This window comes from Bradyrhizobium brasilense, from assembly GCF_029714345.1.
In the GTDB taxonomy this organism is placed as follows: Bacteria; Pseudomonadota; Alphaproteobacteria; order Rhizobiales; family Xanthobacteraceae; genus Bradyrhizobium; species Bradyrhizobium australafricanum.
Window position 1 is genome coordinate 4,265,193 of record NZ_CP121669.1, and the last position, 17,465, is coordinate 4,282,657.

Sequence of the window (17,465 nt, forward strand, 5' to 3'; positions counted from 1 at the left end):
AGCAGCTGCGCTCGCGCAGCCGGAGGAAGCTGTCGTGAGGGCGTCGCGGGAAGCAGGGGCGGCCTATGAGCGGGGCTCTCTCCATTCGTCGTCCTGGCGAAAGCCAGGACTCATAACCACCGCAGTCGGTGATGAACGGGATCGCGGCCCCAGCGTCGCGCAACAACTCTCATTTTGGGTAATGGGTCCTGGCTTTCGCCAGCACGACGGTGGGGATGGACCGCAATTCAAGATGTCAAACAGCGCGGTGCGGCGAAACAGAAGGCGTGATTTGCGACGCTTCCTGGAGAACGGAAGAACGCTAGCTCGTGCCACATCCACCGCCGTCGTCCCGGCGAAGGCCGGGACCCATACGCCGCAGCGGGTGTTGTGAATGGGACTCGTCGTCTCAGCATCGTTCAACAACCAGCATTTGTGGTTATGGGTCCCTGCTTTCGCAGGGACGACACCCAATATGGGTCGTCGTATGTGAGTCATACATCCGCGTCCTCGCGACGCGAGGCGTATTCGGATAAAGCGAAATATTTTCGCGAGCGAGGATTGACAAGTTTTTGGTGAGTTGCCCGTCGTGTCGTACCAGCAACACCCGTCCTACGCACTCACGAGGCGCCGCGCGCGCTTCGCTGCAGGCCGCGGCTTCAGCGTCGTATCCGCAGCACCCAGCACGCGTCCATCCTGCGAATAGAGCGCGAGCTTCTTCACCGGCTTGCCCTTGTCGCGGTCGACCAGGATGGTCGCGATCTCGTCCGGATGCTCGTCGAATTCCTCGGTCCATTGCCGCAGCGCGACCAGGATCGGAAAGATGCCGTGGCCCTTCGGCGTCAGAACATATTCCTGATAGGCGCTGCCGTCGGAGGCGGGGACCGTCTTCAGGATGCCGCGCTCGACCAGCGTGCGCAGCCGTGTGGCAAGGATGTTCTTGGCAAGCCCGAGGCTCGCCTGGAATTCGCCGAAGCGGCGCCGGCCGAGGCTGGCGTCGCGGATGATCAGGAGCGACCACCAGTCGCCGAACACGTCGAGCGCCCGTGCGACGGGACAGCTGTCGCCTGCAAGGCTGGTTCGTTTCACCGACCGTCTCCAGGAGTTTGGGCCATCACGAGCTTGTGTGGTTGCAATATTAAACCGTATGCCCTAGCTAAGCAACGAGGTTTAATAATGCAACCAACTGGAGGCGGACATGAGACTGGCGAACAAGACGGCGTTGATTACCGGCGGCAACAGCGGCATCGGGCTCGCGACAGCGAAGCTGTTCGTGGCGGAGGGCGCCAAGGTCGTCATCACCGGGCGCAACAAGGAGACGCTTGCGGCGGCATCCAGGGAGCTCGGGCCGAACGCGCTCGCAGTGGTGGCCGATGCCACCGACGTCGCGGCGCTGGAAGCCGCGGTGAAGCAGGGCGCCGAGAAGTTCGGCAAGTATGACGTTCTGTTCGCCAATGCCGGCATTCCCGGCCAGACGCCGGTCGGCGGCACCACGCTGGCCGCATTCGAGAATGTGATCCGCACCAATCTCACCGGTGTGTTCTTCACGGTGCAGGCGGTCGCGCCGTATCTCAACGACGGCGCATCGATCATTCTCAACGGCTCGGTGATTTCCGTGCTCGGCAATCCCGGCTACTCGGCCTATGCCGCGAGCAAGGCCGGCGTGCGCGCGATGGCGCGGGTGATGGCGTCAGAATTCTCGCCGCGCAACATCCGCGTCAACGTGGTGGCGCCGGGTGCCGTGCGTACGCCGATCTGGGGCGCGGCGATCGCGACGCCCGAGGCCGAGAAGATCTTCGAGCAGCGGATCGGCAAGACCACGCCGCTCGGGCGGATCGGCGAGCCCGATCACATTTCGAAGACCGTGTTGTTTCTCGCGTCGGACGACGCCGCGCATGTGCAGGGGCAGGAGCTGTTCATCGATGGCGGTGCAACGGCATCACCGGCGGGCGCACCGATCTATCGCGGATAGAGCCTTTCCGTTCCGATTAAATCGGAACGGGGCTCTGGTTTTATTCTGACGCGTTTTCTTCACGCGAACCGGTATCCACTTCGCTCGAAAACGCTCTGGTTTGTTTCTCATTGTAACGAACGGCCGGGTGTGAAGCGTTTCATACCGGCCGTTTTCGTTTTGCGACTATCATCGCGCGCATTGAACCTTTGACGTGCTGCCCGGACTCCTGATTGGGCGGGGAATTTTTCACCACGGAATCATTTGGAGTGCCGCCATGCCGAAAGCAGCCCGCATTTCGACGTCGATCCCGGTTTCGTCCGCATCGGAAAGTTCGGACACGTCTCAGTTCGTGACGGTCGCACTGTTTTCCGGCATCGGCCTGTTGATTTCGCTGGTGGCCGTCATCCTCGGCATTCAGGGCGTCTGGTTCTGAGTTTCTCCACCTGAACGGCCTGCCGCCGCCGGGCGACGGCAGGCGCTTTGATTCACATCAGGCGGCGTTCAGGCTGCCGGCGGCCTGCAGCGCGCCCGCAACCGCCTTTTCGCGATGCTCGGGGCCAACCTGGATGCCGTCGGCGGGGATGAACTCGACATTCCTGACGCCGATGAAGCCGAACACGCCGCGCAGATAGGTCTCGAGGTGCTCGAGCGCGGCCATCGGCGTGTCGGCGCCGTAATAGCCGCCGCGCGAGATCGCGATGATGACGCGCTTGTTGCCGGCCAGTCCCTCGACGCCGCCGGCGCCATACTTGAAGGTCTTGCCCGCAACCATGATGCGGTCGATCCAGGCCTTGAGCTGGCTCGGAATCGTAAAATTGTACATGGGCGCGCCGATCACGACGATGTCGGCGGCGAGGAACTCGTCCAGCACGGCCTGGCCGGTCGCGATGTCATCGCGCACCGACGGATCCGGCGCCGCGCCCTGACTGGCGGCGAGGTGCTGGCCGGAGAGGTGGGCGAGCGGGGTCTGGCTGAGGTCGCGGTAGCTGACGACGAGGCCCGGATTGGCCTGGCGCAGCCGCTCGACGGCAGCGGCCGAGACCTGGCGGCTGACGGAGTGGGGGCCGAGGACCGAGGAATCGATGTGCAGAAGTTTCATAGCAGAGGTCACCTTTGGTATAGGTTTGTAACTGGCGCTATATGAGTGACCGCCCTAAATCTCCGCAAGAACGCACATTTTTGAAACCCGAGCACAGAAATGAGACCCGAGAACATCGATGTGACTGCTCCACCGCCGCGGCCCAGTCCCGACCACAGCGATTGCCGCGCGGTCGCCTCCGTGCTGGCGCGGGTCGGCGACAAATGGAGCGTGTTCGTGATCATGATGCTGATCGACGGGCCGAAGCGCTTCAACGAGTTGAAGCGCATGATCAATGGCATCTCGCAGCGGATGCTGACGCTCACGCTGCGCGGGCTGGAGCGCGACGGCCTGGTGACGCGTACGGTGTTTCCGACCATCCCGCCGCGGGTCGACTATGAGCTGACGGATCTCGGCCGCGGACTGGCGGCGCCCGTGAAGGCGCTCGGCCAGTGGGCGTTCGCGCATCTGCCGGAGATTGAAGGCGCGCGGAACGATTTCGACGCGCGGAATGGCGAAGGCTGAGTTCGGAGCCTTCGCGTTCGGACAAGCAGACCCGTCATCCTGAGGAGCCTGCGTAGCAGGCGTCTCGAAGGATGCACGGCCACCAGTCGGGCCGTCGATCCTTCGAGACGCGCTGCGCGCTCCTCAGAGTCTGACTCATAAATCACCCAACCTTAGCTGCAGCCGCGAGTCTGCGGGTCAGGAGCCTGATGTGTGCAATCAGCAGCCAGGCAGCTTCGGTTGCCACCGTCGCCTCGAAGTCCTTGGCGAGGCGGCGGCATCTGCCGAACCAAGCGAATGTGCGTTCAACCACCCACCGCCTCGGCAGAAGCTGGAAGCCTTTGACGCCTTGGGGCCGCTCGACGATCTCGACAGTCCATGGACCGCAGTCTGAGAGCGCGTCGAGAAGTTGATTTCCGCGGTAGATCCGGTCGGCAAAGACGTGGCGCAGCCGGGGGAAGTTCATCCGCACGTTCTTCAGCAGCGGTACGGCGCCATGGCAGTCCTGAACGTTGGCGGGATGAACATGAACCCCGAGGAGGAGGCCATTGGTATCCGTCACAATGTGCCGCTTGCGGCCGTAGATGCGCTTGCCTGCATCGTAGCCGCGCGGTCCGCCAGCTTGCGTGGTCGGCGCACTTTGACTGTCGATCACGGCTGCCGTCGGCTTCGGTGTCCGTCCAAGCTTTTTTCGCGCCCGTCGGACAAGCACGCTGACAATCCTCTGCCACCGGCCTGTATCCCGCCATCTATAAAAATAGCCCTGCACCGTCGAATAGGGCGGGAACTCCTGCGGCAACGCCCGCCACTGGCAGCCAGTCGAAACGATATAGAGGATCGCTTCGATCACACGACGCAGCTCCGTCTTACGCGGCCGGCCGCGCCGGTTCGCTCGCGGCAACAGGCGTCTGATCAGCGCCCACTCCGCATCGGTCATATCGCTTGCATAACGCAGATCGTCCCGCCGATATTGCTCCCGAGTGATCTTGGTCCAGGGCATCGTGCTCTCCCTCGAATCTTTGCAAATCCGATGGAATCACACCCCACTGAGATCACTCACCCATTTTTCAGTCAGGCTCTCAGGATGACGGACAGGCGTTTGCGCGAGCGAGATATTCAGCTCGTCAAATCATCGACACCAGCCCGCCGCCGTGGCGTTCGAGCCTACCGGCGAGCTCGAGCTCGAGCAGCACGGCGCGGACAACGGCCGGCGACACGTCGGCCATCCGGATCAGATCGTCGAGGCTGATCGGGCTCGGCCCGAGCAGATCGATGATGCGGGCGCGATCGCCGCTGTCGGTGGCAAAGTCCAGCGGCTCGTCGTCCTCGCGCACGCCGAGCATCACCGGCCGTTCCATGATCGGCGTGACCGCGCTGATGACGTCGGCGGCTTCGGTGACCAGCGTGGCGCCTTGCTTGATCAGATCGTTGGCGCCGGCGGCGCGCGGATCGATCGGCGAGCCCGGCACCGCGAACACCTCGCGGCCCTGTTCGGCCGCCATCCGCGCCGTGATCAGCGAGCCCGAGCGATGCGCGGCCTCGACGATCACGACGCCGAGCGAGGCGCCCGAGATCAAACGGTTGCGACGGGGAAAGTCGCGCGCCCGCGGCACATGGCCGAGCGGCATCTCCGAGATCGCCGCGCCGTGTTCGAGCAGGGCGGCCAGCAGATCCTCGTGCTCCGGCGGGTAGATCCTGTCGTGGCCGCCGGCCAGCACGGCGACTGTGCCGCTGGCGACGGTGGCGCGGTGCGCCGCCTGATCGATGCCGCGGGCGAGGCCGGAGATCACGACAAAGCCGGCATCGCCGAGATCGCGCGCAAGGGTGCCTGCAAATTTCAGCCCGGCGCCGGAGGCGTTGCGGGAGCCGACGATCGCGATCATCGGCCGCATCAGGACCTCGCGCGCGCCGCGCACACCAAGCAGCGGCGGCGCGTCGTCGATGGTGGCAAGCCGCGCCGGATAATGCGCTTCCTCCGGCGCGACGAGATCGATGCCGAATTTGCGGCAGGCCGCGAGCTCTGCGGCGGCGTCGGCCTCGCCGCAGATCCGTCCGGGGCCCGAGGCGCCGCCGCGGCGCGCCAGATCGGGCAGGCGTTCCAGCGCGTGCGCCGCGTCGCCAAAATGGCGGAGCAGCGATGCAAAGGTGCGCGGGCCGACATTGTCGGAGCGGATCAGCCGCAGCCGGTTGAGCCGTTCGGTGTCGGTGAGTTTTGTAGGGCTGGGCGAGCGGTCATGCATGCGGGGCGCAGCTTCGCCCAACCTGAGATTGTGATCAACTGCGACATTGGCGCAGCCGCGCGCGACGCGCTAAAAGCGCTTGGCAAGAAGCCGCCAAAAACCGTCAAGAAACAGGAAGTCCGCCGATGATTTCGCTTGCCGATCTCCAACGCCGCATCGCTTCCGGCGAATTGTCCACCGATGCCGCCATCACGCAGACGCGGGACGCCATCGCGGCGCAGGACAAGACTATCGGCGCCTTCGTCCGCCTCGACGAGACGGCGCGTGCGCAACAGGCCGGGCCGCTGCGTGGAATTGCAGTCGGCATCAAGGACATCATCGATACCGCTGACCTCCCGACCGAGATGGGCGCCGCGATCTATCGCGGGCATCAGCCGCGCGCCGACGCGCCGGTCGTGATGGCGCTGAAGCAGGCCGGCGCCACCATCATCGGCAAGACCACGACGACGGCATTCGCGGCGAACGATCCGACCGCAACGCTCAATCCGCACAATCACGCGCACACGCCGGGCGGCTCGTCGTCGGGCTCGGCCGCAGCGGTCGCCGCCGGGATGATCCCGCTTGCGCTCGGCACGCAGACCGGCGGCTCCGTGATCCGGCCGGCCTCGTTCTGCGGCGTCGCCGCGATCAAGCCGAGCTATCGGCTGCTGCCGACAGTCGGAGTGAAATGCTTCTCCTGGACGCTCGATACCGTCGGGCTGTTCGGCGCCGGCGTGCGCGACGTCACGCTGGGGCTCGCTGCGATGACCAGGCGGCCCGAGCTGGTGGTGCCGTCGAAGGTTTCCGCGCCCCGCATCGGCGTGGTCACGCAGGCCTTCGCCGGTTCGCCGGAACCTTCCGGCGCGGAGGCGTTGCAGAAGGCCGCGCGTGCGGCGGAGCAGGCCGGTGCGACCGTGCGCGAGCTCGCGATGCCCGAGGTCGTCGCAGAGGCGTGGCGCATCCATCCGGTGGTGCAGGAGTTCGAGGCGCATCAGTCGTTCGCCTGGGAATACGGCCAGAACTACGATGCGATGCCGCCGCTGCTGCGCGGCCGGCTCGACGAGAGCAAGGGTGGCACGCCGGCCGAATACGACGCGGCGATGGACGTCACGCTGCGCGCACGGCAGGCGCTGGCTGCTGTTCTCACCGAGGTCGACGTGCTCGTGACGCTGTCGGCGCCGGGCGCGGCACCCGAGGGTTTGGCGTCGACCGGCGATCCCCGTTACAACCGGCTCTGGACCTTGATGGGCGTGCCCTGCGTCAACGTGCCGACACTGACCGCCGAGGGCGGATTGCCGGTCGGCGTCACCGTGATCGCGGGGTTTGGCGACGACGCGAAGGCGCTGGCGGCCGCGAGCTTTGTCGAGGACGCGCTGAAGCGGTAGGCCTAGTCATTCCGGGGCGATGCGCCGCATCGAACCCGGAATCTCGCGCCACAACCTCTGGGTTCACCGGTGCGCAATTGCGTACCTGAGGTTCATCGCTGCGCGATGCCCCGGAATGACATACGTCACTTCCGCTCGCCGATCTTGCCCTCGGTACCGGCCTGCAGGCGCTGGATGTTCTCGCGGTGCATGTAGAACAGCAGCAGCGTCAGCACGGCGAACAGCGAGGCGAGCGCGTTATGGCCGAACCACCACAGGAACAGCGGCGTCACGAACGCGGCGATCAGCGCCGACAGCGACGAGTAGCGCGTGGTGTAGGCGGTGCCGAGCCAGATCACGGCGAAGATCAGCGCCGCCGGCCAGAACAGGCCGAGCAGCACGCCGAGATAGGTCGCGACACCCTTGCCGCCGCGAAACCTCAGCCAGACCGGGAAGAGGTGGCCGAGGAAAGCCCCCAGCGCCGCCAGCATCGCCGCATTCGGGCCGTCGATGGTGCCGGCGATGATGACGGCGACGGTGCCCTTCAACATGTCGCCGAGCAGCGTCGCCGCGGCGAGGCCCTTGCGGCCGGTGCGCAGCACATTGGTGGCGCCGATATTGCCCGAGCCGACCGTGCGCAGATCCTGCGTGCCGGCCATCCTGGTCAGCACCATGCCGAACGGGATCGAGCCCAGCAGGTAGCCGATCAGGAAGGCGAGCGGCAGCAGCCCATCAGCAGACATCGCGGTGGTTCCCTGGAGCGGTCCGGCCCGAACCGGGCAGTGCCGTCAATGAAATATTAACCATAAATCCGCACCATGGCCTTGGTAATGAGGGAGCTTATCATGGCTTCTGTTCGCAGGCGGCTGGAGCAGTTTTTCTTTGTCGTTTACGTCGCGGCCATCGTCGTTGGCACAACGATGGAAGCGATGTCGCAACTCGCGTCGCGCTGAGTTCCACCCCAGTTTCAGACGTGCTCGTACACGGTCCGTCCGCCGACGATCGTCCGCGTCACGCGGCCCGAGAAGCGGGCGTCGTCGAACGGCGTGTTCTTGCACAGTGATTTGAGATCGTCGCGGTCGAGCACCCAGGGCGTGTCGGCGTCGATCACGATGACGTCGGCCGGCGCGCCCGCGCGCAGCGTGCCGCCGGGCAGGCCGAGCAGCTCCGCCGGCCGCGTCGACATCGCCCGGATCAGCGTCTTGAAGTCCATCTCGCCATTGTGGATCAGCCGCAGCGCCGCCGGCAGCATGGTCTGCAGACCGACTGCGCCGCTCGCCGCTTCCGCGAACGGCAGCCGCTTGACCTCGACGTCCTGCGGATTGTGGTCGCTCATCACGACGTCGATCAGCCCGGAGGCCAGCGCCGCGACCAGCGCCTTGCGGTCCTCCTCGGTGCGCAGCGGCGGGGCCAGCTTGAGGAAGGTGCGGTAGGGGCCGATGTCGTTTTCGTTCAGCGTCACGTGGTTGATCGAGACCGAGGCCGAGACATTGTGGCCGGAGTCGCGGGCGCGCTTGAGGATCTCCAGCGACTCGATCGAGGTCAGCGAGGCTGCGTGATAGCGCCCGCCGGTCAGCCCGGCGAGCCGCATGTCGCGCTCGAGCATGATCGACTCGGCCGCGGTGGGAATACCGGCGAGGCCGAGCCTCGTGGCGAATTCGCCCTCGTTCATCACGCCTTCGCCCACCAGATGCGGGTCCTCGGTGTGATGCACGATCAGCGCGTCGAAATCGCGGGCATAGGTCAGCGCACGCCGCATCACCTGGGCGTTGGTGACGCTGCGGTCGCCGTCGGTGAAGGCGACGGCGCCGGCGGCCTTGAGCAGACCGATCTCGGTCATCTCCTGGCCCTGCATGCCCTTGGTCAGCGCCGCCATCGGATGGATGTTGACGATCGCGGTGTCGCGGGCGCGGCGCAGCACGAAGTCGACGGTCGCCGAATTGTCGATCACCGGCGAGGTGTCGGGCTGGCAGATGATGGTGGTGATGCCGCCGGCCGCGGCGGCCTGGCTGGCGGAGGCGAAAGTCTCGCGATGGCTGGCGCCGGGCTCGCCGACAAAGGCGCGCATATCGATCAGGCCGGGGGCCACGATCTTGCCGGCGCAATTGACGATGTCGGTGCCTTCGGGGACGCCGGCGGCGCCGATGCCGCGCTTGGCGTCACGGATGACGCCGTCGGCGATCAGGACGTCGCCCGGACCGTCGAAATCGCGCGACGGATCGATGACGCGGGCGTTGGCGAGCAGGATGGGGCGGCGGTCGGTCAGCATCGGTCTCACGCGTTTGGCAGGTTGCGGGCGAGCGCTTCCAGCACCGCCATGCGCACTGCCACACCCATTTCAACTTGTTCACGGATCAGCGACTGCGCGCCGTCGGCGACGAAGGTGTCGATCTCGACACCGCGGTTCATCGGGCCGGGATGCATCACCAGCGCATCCGGCTTGGCATAGCCGAGCTTCTTCTGGTCGAGGCCGAAATAGTGGAAATATTCGCCCGACGACGGCACGAAGGAGCCGTTCATGCGCTCACGCTGCAGCCGCAGCATCATCACGATGTCGGCGCCGTTCAATCCCTCGCGCATGTCGCGCGCGACCTCGACGCCCATCCGCTCGATACCGGGCGGCAGCAGGGTGGAGGGGGCCACCACGCGGACGCGCGCGCCCATGGTGTTGAGCAGGAAGATGTTGGAGCGCGCCACGCGCGAATGCAGCACGTCGCCGCAGATCGCGATCGTCAGCCCCTCGAGCCGGCCCTTGTTGCGGCGGATCGTCAGCGCGTCGAGCAGCGCCTGGGTCGGGTGCTCGTGGCTGCCGTCGCCGGCATTGATCACGGAACCGTCAACCTTGCGCGCCAGCAACTCGACCGCGCCGGAAGCGTGGTGGCGTACCACCAGGATGTCCGGGTGCATCGCGTTCAGCGTCACCGCGGTGTCCATCAGCGTCTCGCCCTTGCGGGTCGACATCGATGACACCGACATGTTCATGACGTCGGCGCCCAGGCGTTTTCCGGCGATCTCGAACGAGGACTGGGTCCGGGTCGAGGCCTCGAAGAACAAATTGACCTGGGTACGGCCGCGCAGGCTGGCGCGCTTCTTGTCGACCTGGCGGTTGAGCTCGACATACTCCTCGGAGAGGTCGAGCAGGCCCGTGATGTCGTCAGCGGAAAGGCCCTCGATGCCCAGCAGATGCCGGTGACCGAGGACAAAAGTCGATTTCAATGATGGGGTCATTAAAGCGAGAGCTATAGGCGCGGATGGCCGGTGGGGCAAGCGCGAAGAGGGCTCGCGGGAGTTTTCCCCGAGTAAGATGTCGCCGCCTTCTCGGCGGTCCTGCCGGGGCTCGCCGCGGGACATCCGCGCCTTGCTTTTGCGGGGGTTTCCGGAACAAGACGTGGATGGCCGGGCATTGGCGGAGCGGCAGCGACGCCGTCCTCCTGACGGGCTATACCCGGCCGTGACGCCGGAGCGAGACCTCGTGAAAATTGTCGTGATCGCATGGATGACCATCGCGTTGATCCCGGGGGCGATCTCGCCTGCCTTCGCTCAGAACTTGCCCGGCGACTTCGCGTTCCTTCGCGACATCGATCCGACCATCATCCAGGACATCCGCTACGCCGGCGCGAACAATTTCATGGGGCGGCCGCTCGCGGGTTATGGCGCGGCGGAATGCGTGGTGAAGCGGGAGGTCGGGCTCAGGCTCAAGGCCGTGCAACAGGAACTGGCCCGGCAAAGACTGTCGCTGAAGATGTTCGATTGCTACCGGCCGGCCCGCGCTGTCGCCGACATGGTGGCGTGGTCGAAGAACGGCACCGAGACCGCCGCCGAGCGGCGCTACAACCCGGCCTTTTCGAAGGCGGATCTGTTCCGCCTCGGCTACATCGCCACCCATTCGGGGCATTCGACAGGGGCCGCGGTCGATCTCACGTTGGTCGATCTTGGTGCCGACAATTCGCACAAGTTCGATCCGGCCAGGGACTATGCCGACTGCACCGCGCCGGCCGCCGCGCGCGCTCCGGAGGGGAGCGTCGACATGGGCACCGGCTACGACTGTTCCGACCTGAAGGCCCACACCGCGACGGGCTCGATCACCCCTGCGCAGAGGCGCTGGCGCACCATGTTGGTCGCGGCGATGGCCCGGCAGGGGTTCGCGAACTATGCCAAGGAATGGTGGCACTTTTCGCTGCCGGGGGCAGGCCGGCCGGCTTACGACTTCCCGATCGTCCGGGCGCGGTAGCGCGTTTTCGAGCGAAATGGACGCCGGTTCGCGTGAAGAAAGCGCGTCAGAACAAGAGACTGGAGCTTCGATTCTGATTCAATCAGAACCGAAGCTCTAGTGCAGGATTTTCCTCAAATCCGAAACATTTTCGCAAGACGACGCTTGCCATCGCAAAAGTAGCCGAGCGCACTTTCAACACTCCTTAATTGTGGCCGTATGAAGTGCGGGCAACACGGGAGCATGCAGCATGCGTTTCGCAACCATTGCAATTGTTGTCGTCGGCGTCGCCGGAGTCTTGATCTACGATCGACACGACAAGAGCGCGAATTATCAGCGCGTCGATGCCCGCATCAGCGGCGTCAGCGAGCAATGCTATCTGGAAAAGGTCGAGCGCGGGGTCATCACCAAGACGACGTCGACCTCCGATCTGACTCGCTGCGAGATTGCCGAGCTGCTGCGCAAGGAGCATCCGAAGTGGCAGGGCTATGACGTGAAGCACAAGATCGAGGTGAAGGTCGTCTATGTCTCGCCGGTCGACGGGGCCACCCACCAGTCGAGCCTGCAGATGTCCTATTTCCCCAACGGCAAGCCGCTGCGCGCCGGAGACGTGTTTCCTGTCCTCGCCTCCAAGACCAAGGCGGACAAGACGCGTTCGATCTGACCGACGCGGTTCGACAGGACGGAAGCACAACCATGCGCCTTGGCCTCTACGCTATGATCGCTGTCGCCGTCGCGAGCTTCTATGTCTATAGCGAGCTCGACAAGCGGTTGAACTTCCGGCCGATCGACGCGCGCGTCAGCAGCGTCAAGGAACAATGCTACATGGAGAAGACCGAGGGGTCGCGAAGCTCGACCTCCGATCTGTTGCCTTGCGAGCTTACCGAGCTGCTGGCGCGCCACCATCCGAAATGGCAGGGCGCCGACATCAAGCACAAGATCGAGATCCGGTTTGCCTACATCTCGCCGGTGGACGGCGCCGCGCATGAGTCCAACCTGCAGTTGGCGGCCTATCCCGATAACCGGCAACTCAGCAGCGGCGACATCTTTCCTGTCCAGGCTTCCAGGAAGGAGGCGAACCGGACCCGCGTCAATGACTGGGTCGACCGCTGGCTCGGCCGCCACGCGCCCAAGCGCGCAAGCATCTAAAGCATGGAAGCATCCAGCGGACGTGTACTTTTCGCTGCCCCGCGCCGGCTCGCAGGCTTATGATCCTCCGATTCCATTGCGCCGCGGCTGGCCCGTGATCCCGGCCGGAAGAGGCCGGTTGTCCGGGCCGCATGCGTATAGACCAGTTGCCGAGGAGACCATGACGCAGGCTCCGTTTGCCACCCACGACGTCTTCAACCAGTCGCCGCCGTTCGAAAATGTCGACCTGTTCACGGTGGATGCGCCGCTCGCCGCGGCAGTCGCTGCCAATGGCGGGGCGGCGGCAACGGCTGAGCTGTCGGATTTCGGCAAGCATTGGGGCTCGGACGCGATGGCGGAGCGCGGCCGCGTTGCCAACGAGAACACGCCGAAACTGCGCTTGTTCGATGCCAGGGGCAATCGCCGCGACGAGGTCGAGTTTCACCCGGCCTATCACGAGCTGATGGCGCACTCGGCGCATGCCGGCGTGCACAACTCGACCTGGAGCGCCGACGGCAAGCCGGCCGGCGGAGCGGCCGAGGTGGTGCGTGCGGCAAAGTTCTACATCGCTTCCCAGGTCGAGACCGGTCATCTCTGCCCGATCACGATGACGCGCGCCTCGGTCGCGGCGCTGGCCTCGCAGCCGGATATTCTGGCGAAGACGATGCCGGTGATCGGAACGCGCGCCTACGATCCCACCTTTGCGCCGTGGTGGACCAAGCGCGGCATGACCCTCGGCATGGGCATGACGGAAAAGCAGGGCGGCACGGATGTGCGCGCCAACATGACGCGCGCCGAGCGCGACGGCGAGGCCTGGCGCATCACCGGGCACAAATGGTTCATGTCGGCGCCGATGTGCGACGCCTTCCTGGTGCTGGCGCAGACCATGAATGGGCTGAGCTGCTTCTTCATGCCGCGCTTTGCGTCCGACGGCACGGTCAACGCGATCCACTTCCAGCGCCTGAAGGACAAGCTCGGCAACCGCTCCAATGCCTCGTCGGAGGTCGAATTCCACGGCGCTTATGCCGAGCTGATCGGCGAGGAGGGCAAGGGCATCCGCACCATCATCCAGATGGTGCAGCTGACGCGGCAGGATTGCGCGATCGCATCCGCCGGGCTGATGCGCTCGGGGCTGGCGCATGCGCTCCATCACGCGCGGCACCGCAGCGTGTTCCAGAAGCATCTCGCCGACCAGCCGCTGATGCAGGCGGTGCTGTCGGACATGGCGCTGCATGTCGAGGCGTCCATCGCGCTGGTGATGCGGCTCTGCCGTGCCTTCGATCGCGCACCGGGCGATGCGGGCGAGGCCGCCTATATGCGGCTGCTGACGCCGGCGATCAAATACTGGACCTGCAAGAGCGCGCCCGGCTTCCTCTATGAGGCGATGGAGTGCCTCGGCGGCAATGGCTATGTCGAGGAAGGCATTTTGGCGCGCCATTACCGGGAGTCGCCGGTCAACGCGATCTGGGAGGGTTCCGGCAACGTGATGTGCCTCGACGTGCTGCGCGCGCTCGGCCGCGAGGCCGATGCCGCGCTTGCCGTGCTCCGCGCGCTCGCCGACGAGACCAGGGGCCTGCCCGGCGCCGCTGAGGCTGTTACGTCGATCGGGCAGTCGTTCCGCGGGCCGGACAGCGAACGCGTCGCGCGGCTTGCGGTCGAGCAGCTGGCGCTCCTGGCGGCAACCGCGGCCCTCAACCAGGTCTCGCCGAAGAACGCCGAGCTGTTCGCGGCGACACGGCTTGCCGAACGCCACGCCGGGATGTACGGCGCGGTGGACTTATCCGATGCCGATCAGCGCGCGCTGCTGGCGCGGGCGCTGCCATGACCACATTGACCACCGTCATGCCCGGCCTTGTGCCGGGCATCCACGTCTTTGCTTCGACAGGGCAAGGAAAGACGTGGATGGCCGGGACAAGCCCGGCCATGACGAATTGATAGAGCCGAGGTTCGCTGATGGATTCTCTCACGCCGCAAGACGCGACTGCTGCTATCGAACCGCCGCCGCTCCCCCCGCGGGTCTGGAAATTCTGGGGCACCGCGCTGTGGGGCCTGTTGATCTTCGCCGCGATGTTCGTCGGCCAGGTCACGGTCATCGTCTGGCGCATCGTCGCGCAGGGCGGGGAGGTGTCGACGGCCGGCATCACCCATGTGGTCGCCGACGGCCTGACGATCTCGCTCTCGGTCCTCGCCGGCCTGCCGATGGTGTTGCTGGTGCTGTGGTTCGCGATCCGCCGGACCCGGATCCCGTTCGCCGATTACCTCGGGCTGCGCGGGACGTCGTGGAAGAACGTGATCATCGGCGTCGTCGCGCTCGTCGTGCTGGTCGGAGCCTGGGACATGGTATCCCGCGCCGCCGGCCGCGAGGTGTCGCCGGGCTTCATGGGCGACGTGCTGAAATCGGCGCAGGAGCACAGCGCGCTGTGGCTCCTGGTGATCGCCTTCGCCGTCGCCGCGCCGCTCTGGGAGGAGCTGTTCGCACGCGGCTGGCTCTACCGCGGCTGGTCGGAATCCGCGCTCGGACCCTATGGCGCGATCCTGCTGTCGTCGATCGTCTGGACGGTGATGCACCTGCAATACGACTGGTTCTTCCTCTGTCAGGTGCTGACGATCGGTCTCCTGTTCGGCTATTTGCGCTTCCGCACCGGATCGACCTGGCTGACCATCCTGCTGCACGGGCTGAACAATTTCGCGGCGACGATCCAGACCTGGTGGCTGGCTGGCTGAGAGTTCCCTATGCTAGGTTGAAGCTAGGCCCACCTTCGCTGCAACGTTGTTGTAGAAGAATCCCATATGTCGAACTTCGAGAATGCCAACGCGCCGGTCCCGGCACCGCCGCAGCGGACTTGGGATTTCGTGGAGACTGCATTCGTCATCCTGATCGCTTACGGCGTTTTTACGCTGGTTGGAGGTTGGGCCATGACGATCATCATCGCGGCGCAAGACGGCGTAGCCAGAATGTCGCCAGCTCAATTGCGGGATTTCGCCGCCCAGGGGCGATGGTACGGCGCTGGCCTTACCATCGCGAGCCCTTTGACGATCGGCGTGCTCTGGATCGCGATCCGGAAAGCTCGCCGCGGGTTCGAGGAATATCTCGCGCTCAACTGGCCGAGCCCGGCCGAAGCCATGCGCGCATTTGCAATCTTTGCCGGCATTCTGCTCGTTGAATCGGTCATCAATTCGAGTGTTGGTGGCGAGGGGGCCGCGGTGGATGACCCGGTCTTCGTGGTCAAGGGCGCGAGCGGCTTGATGATCCTGCTCATCGGTACCTGCATTGCAGGACCCATCATGGAAGAGTTCCTCATTCGTGGCTTCTTGTATCGCGGCTGGTCGGAGTCGTTTCTGGGTCCGATCGGAGCGATCGTTCTGACCGCCGTCGTCTGGGCTATGACCCACACACAGTATGACGTTTATGGGAAGTTGGAGATATTCGGGATGGGATTGGCGCTGGGCTATTGCCGTTGGCGCAGCAACTCAACCTGGCTGACGGTCATGATCCATTCCGCCCTCAACACATTCATCTTTTTCGTGACAGGCCCGTATGTCTAGGGCCCAACGGCTGCGATCACGATTGGCATCGTGATGTCCGGGATCGTCTGCGGCGTGATCATCATCCGGAACCAGCGCCGGTGCGTCGCCAGCCATCGGAAGGTTGGAGGATGCCAGCAGCCCCCTCGAGTGCTATGATCTGGATCAATGAATGAGCGCGGGCCGGACTGAAACCAGGCAGCGGCGGCTGCCGTCGTGCGAGCTCTTCTCATGGCTATCTTGATCCGAGCAATCCTGGCCAGCGTCGTCGCGCTGGCGTCTCTCGGCGCCATCACGCAGCAGGTGCGCGACCAGGGCGTTACCGACACCGAAATCCGGATCGGCAATGTCATGCCGTATAGCGGCGCGCTGGAGATTTTCGGCCAGATCGGCAAGGCGGAAGCCGCCTATTTCGAGATGATCAACGAACGCGGCGGCATCAATGGCCGCAAGATCCGCTTCATGTCCTATGACGATCTGTCGGATCCCTCCAACGCCATGGATCTCACGCGAATTCTGGTCGAGACCGACAATGTGCTCTTGATGTTCGGTTCGTTCGGCACGCCGGGGAATCTCGCGGTGCGGAAGTATCTCAACGAACGCAAGATCCCCCAGCTTTTCGTTGCTTCCGGCGATCACGAGCTCAGTGAGCCGGCCTCCTATCCGTGGACCATGGGCTGGCAGCCTTCGTATCGCGAGGAGGGACGCATCTACGCGAACTACATCCAGGCTTTCTATCCCGGCAAGAAAATCGTGGCGCTTTGGGAGAATGACCAGTTCGGGCGCGAATTGTTCAAGGGACTGGTGCAAGGGCTGGGCGACGTCGCCCACAACATCAGGGTCGACATCGCCTATGATGTCGACGATCAGCACCTGGACGGCCACGTCTCGATCCTGAAGCAATCTGGCGCCGAGGTCTTCGTGTTTGCCGGAGTTCCGGAAAATGCCGCCAAGGTGATCCGCGCCGCGGCCGATCACGGCTGGCGGCCGGTGTTCGTCGTGAACCAGATGGCGTCATCGATCGAGACGGTGCTCAAGCGGGCCGGCACGGAGAATGCGACCGGCGTCATCACCGCCGCGTTCCTGAAGGATGCGAGCGATCCGGCCTGGAGAGCGGAGCAGGGTGCCTGGTACAGCTTCCTGGACAAGTACACCAAAGCCGGCGGCAAGGATGACGCGGCCGCAGTCTACGGCTATGCCGCCGCCGAAACGATGGTCGAGGTGCTCAGGCAATGCGGCAACGACCTGTCGCGCGAGAATGTCATGAAGCAGGCCGCGGCGCTCAGAGATTATCAGGCGTCCGCCTTGCTCCCCGGCATCAAGATCAACACCGCTCAGTTCCGACCGGTCGAGCAATTGCGGTTGCTTCAGTTCGACGGCCGTAGCTGGCAGCCGATCGGGGATGTGCTCGATACGGCGTTCGCCGGTTCGGCCGGGAAATAGCGGCGATCAGGAGAAGCCGTACAAGCCGCGCCCAATCGTTGCAGGCCCTCGCTCTTGCTGA

19 protein-coding genes are annotated in these 17,465 nt (G+C 64.9%); 12 read left to right on the forward strand and 7 right to left on the reverse strand.

The genetic code is table 11. The features are described from left to right. Positions 1–591: 591 nt before the first annotated feature. Positions 592–1,068 carry a winged helix-turn-helix transcriptional regulator gene (locus QA635_RS19955; RefSeq protein ID WP_057020794.1) on the reverse strand — a complete coding sequence of 159 codons (477 nt, stop codon included), beginning with the start codon at positions 1,066–1,068 and terminating at the stop codon, positions 592–594. 109 nt (positions 1,069–1,177) lie between these two features. Between QA635_RS19955 and QA635_RS19960 the strand changes: the two genes are divergently transcribed. Beyond that, positions 1,178–1,951: an SDR family NAD(P)-dependent oxidoreductase gene (locus QA635_RS19960; protein ID WP_229163205.1), complete on the forward strand. Its 774-nt coding sequence runs from the start codon at positions 1,178–1,180 to the stop codon at positions 1,949–1,951. A gap of 256 nt (positions 1,952–2,207) precedes the next feature. Next, the gene (locus QA635_RS19965) at positions 2,208–2,366 is read left to right on the forward strand and encodes a hypothetical protein (RefSeq protein WP_196238162.1); all 159 of its coding nucleotides are present in this window, start codon (positions 2,208–2,210) and stop codon (positions 2,364–2,366) included. Between the two features lie 57 nt (positions 2,367–2,423). Here QA635_RS19965 and QA635_RS19970 read toward each other — a convergent pair whose 3' ends face one another. Then, a complete protein-coding gene (locus QA635_RS19970) occupies positions 2,424–3,032 on the reverse strand; it encodes an FMN-dependent NADH-azoreductase (protein ID WP_283071214.1) in 609 nt (202 codons plus the stop codon). 99 nt (positions 3,033–3,131) lie between these two features. On the opposite strand from QA635_RS19970, the gene QA635_RS19975 reads away from it, so the two are divergent. Continuing rightward, positions 3,132–3,536 carry a winged helix-turn-helix transcriptional regulator gene (locus QA635_RS19975; RefSeq protein ID WP_050385779.1) on the forward strand — a complete coding sequence of 135 codons (405 nt, stop codon included), beginning with the start codon at positions 3,132–3,134 and terminating at the stop codon, positions 3,534–3,536. Between the two features lie 142 nt (positions 3,537–3,678). Here QA635_RS19975 and QA635_RS19980 read toward each other — a convergent pair whose 3' ends face one another. After that, positions 3,679–4,515 carry an IS5 family transposase gene (locus QA635_RS19980; RefSeq protein WP_225164260.1) on the reverse strand — a complete coding sequence of 279 codons (837 nt, stop codon included), beginning with the start codon at positions 4,513–4,515 and terminating at the stop codon, positions 3,679–3,681. 124 nt (positions 4,516–4,639) lie between these two features. Further along, positions 4,640–5,755 carry a DNA-processing protein DprA gene (dprA, locus tag QA635_RS19985; protein WP_283071215.1) on the reverse strand — a complete coding sequence of 372 codons (1,116 nt, stop codon included), beginning with the start codon at positions 5,753–5,755 and terminating at the stop codon, positions 4,640–4,642. Between dprA and QA635_RS19990 the strand changes: the two genes are divergently transcribed. Then, positions 5,750–5,884 carry a hypothetical protein gene (locus tag QA635_RS19990; RefSeq protein WP_276573465.1) on the forward strand — a complete coding sequence of 45 codons (135 nt, stop codon included), beginning with the start codon at positions 5,750–5,752 and terminating at the stop codon, positions 5,882–5,884. The genes dprA and QA635_RS19990 overlap by 6 nt on opposite strands. Next, positions 5,881–7,119: an amidase gene (locus QA635_RS19995; protein WP_283071217.1), complete on the forward strand. Its 1,239-nt coding sequence runs from the start codon at positions 5,881–5,883 to the stop codon at positions 7,117–7,119. The genes QA635_RS19990 and QA635_RS19995 overlap by 4 nt, the downstream gene beginning before the upstream one ends. A gap of 125 nt (positions 7,120–7,244) precedes the next feature. Here QA635_RS19995 and plsY read toward each other — a convergent pair whose 3' ends face one another. The 3 genes from plsY to QA635_RS20010 form a co-directional block, all read right to left on the reverse strand. Continuing rightward, positions 7,245–7,841 (reverse strand): glycerol-3-phosphate 1-O-acyltransferase PlsY, encoded by a 597-nt coding sequence (gene plsY, locus QA635_RS20000; protein ID WP_283071219.1) that lies wholly within the window; start codon positions 7,839–7,841, stop codon positions 7,245–7,247. A gap of 224 nt (positions 7,842–8,065) precedes the next feature. After that, positions 8,066–9,367, reverse strand: coding sequence for a dihydroorotase (locus tag QA635_RS20005; protein WP_283071220.1), 1,302 nt, complete (start codon positions 9,365–9,367; stop codon positions 8,066–8,068). A gap of 5 nt (positions 9,368–9,372) precedes the next feature. Next, the gene (locus tag QA635_RS20010) at positions 9,373–10,326 is read right to left on the reverse strand and encodes an aspartate carbamoyltransferase catalytic subunit (RefSeq protein WP_026192854.1); all 954 of its coding nucleotides are present in this window, start codon (positions 10,324–10,326) and stop codon (positions 9,373–9,375) included. Positions 10,327–10,594: 268 nt separating this feature from the next. Between QA635_RS20010 and QA635_RS20015 the strand changes: the two genes are divergently transcribed. From QA635_RS20015 to QA635_RS20045, 7 genes are all read left to right on the forward strand, one after another. Next, positions 10,595–11,329, forward strand: coding sequence for a M15 family metallopeptidase (locus QA635_RS20015; RefSeq protein WP_283071711.1), 735 nt, complete (start codon positions 10,595–10,597; stop codon positions 11,327–11,329). A 229-nt stretch (positions 11,330–11,558) separates the two neighbouring features. Beyond that, entirely contained in the window at positions 11,559–11,972 is a 414-nt protein-coding gene (locus tag QA635_RS20020) for a hypothetical protein (RefSeq protein WP_283071222.1), read from the forward strand. Between the two features lie 32 nt (positions 11,973–12,004). Beyond that, positions 12,005–12,457: a hypothetical protein gene (locus QA635_RS20025; RefSeq protein WP_028341011.1), complete on the forward strand. Its 453-nt coding sequence runs from the start codon at positions 12,005–12,007 to the stop codon at positions 12,455–12,457. Between the two features lie 160 nt (positions 12,458–12,617). Beyond that, on the forward strand, positions 12,618–14,261 hold the full coding sequence (locus QA635_RS20030; protein WP_283071224.1) for an acyl-CoA dehydrogenase family protein: 1,644 nt from the start codon (positions 12,618–12,620) through the stop codon (positions 14,259–14,261). 128 nt (positions 14,262–14,389) lie between these two features. Next, positions 14,390–15,160: a CPBP family intramembrane glutamic endopeptidase gene (locus QA635_RS20035; RefSeq protein ID WP_076834453.1), complete on the forward strand. Its 771-nt coding sequence runs from the start codon at positions 14,390–14,392 to the stop codon at positions 15,158–15,160. A gap of 66 nt (positions 15,161–15,226) precedes the next feature. Beyond that, positions 15,227–15,982: a CPBP family intramembrane glutamic endopeptidase gene (locus QA635_RS20040; RefSeq protein ID WP_283071226.1), complete on the forward strand. Its 756-nt coding sequence runs from the start codon at positions 15,227–15,229 to the stop codon at positions 15,980–15,982. A gap of 210 nt (positions 15,983–16,192) precedes the next feature. Continuing rightward, on the forward strand, positions 16,193–17,404 hold the full coding sequence (locus QA635_RS20045; RefSeq protein WP_283071228.1) for an ABC transporter substrate-binding protein: 1,212 nt from the start codon (positions 16,193–16,195) through the stop codon (positions 17,402–17,404). Positions 17,405–17,465: the final 61 nt, after the last annotated feature.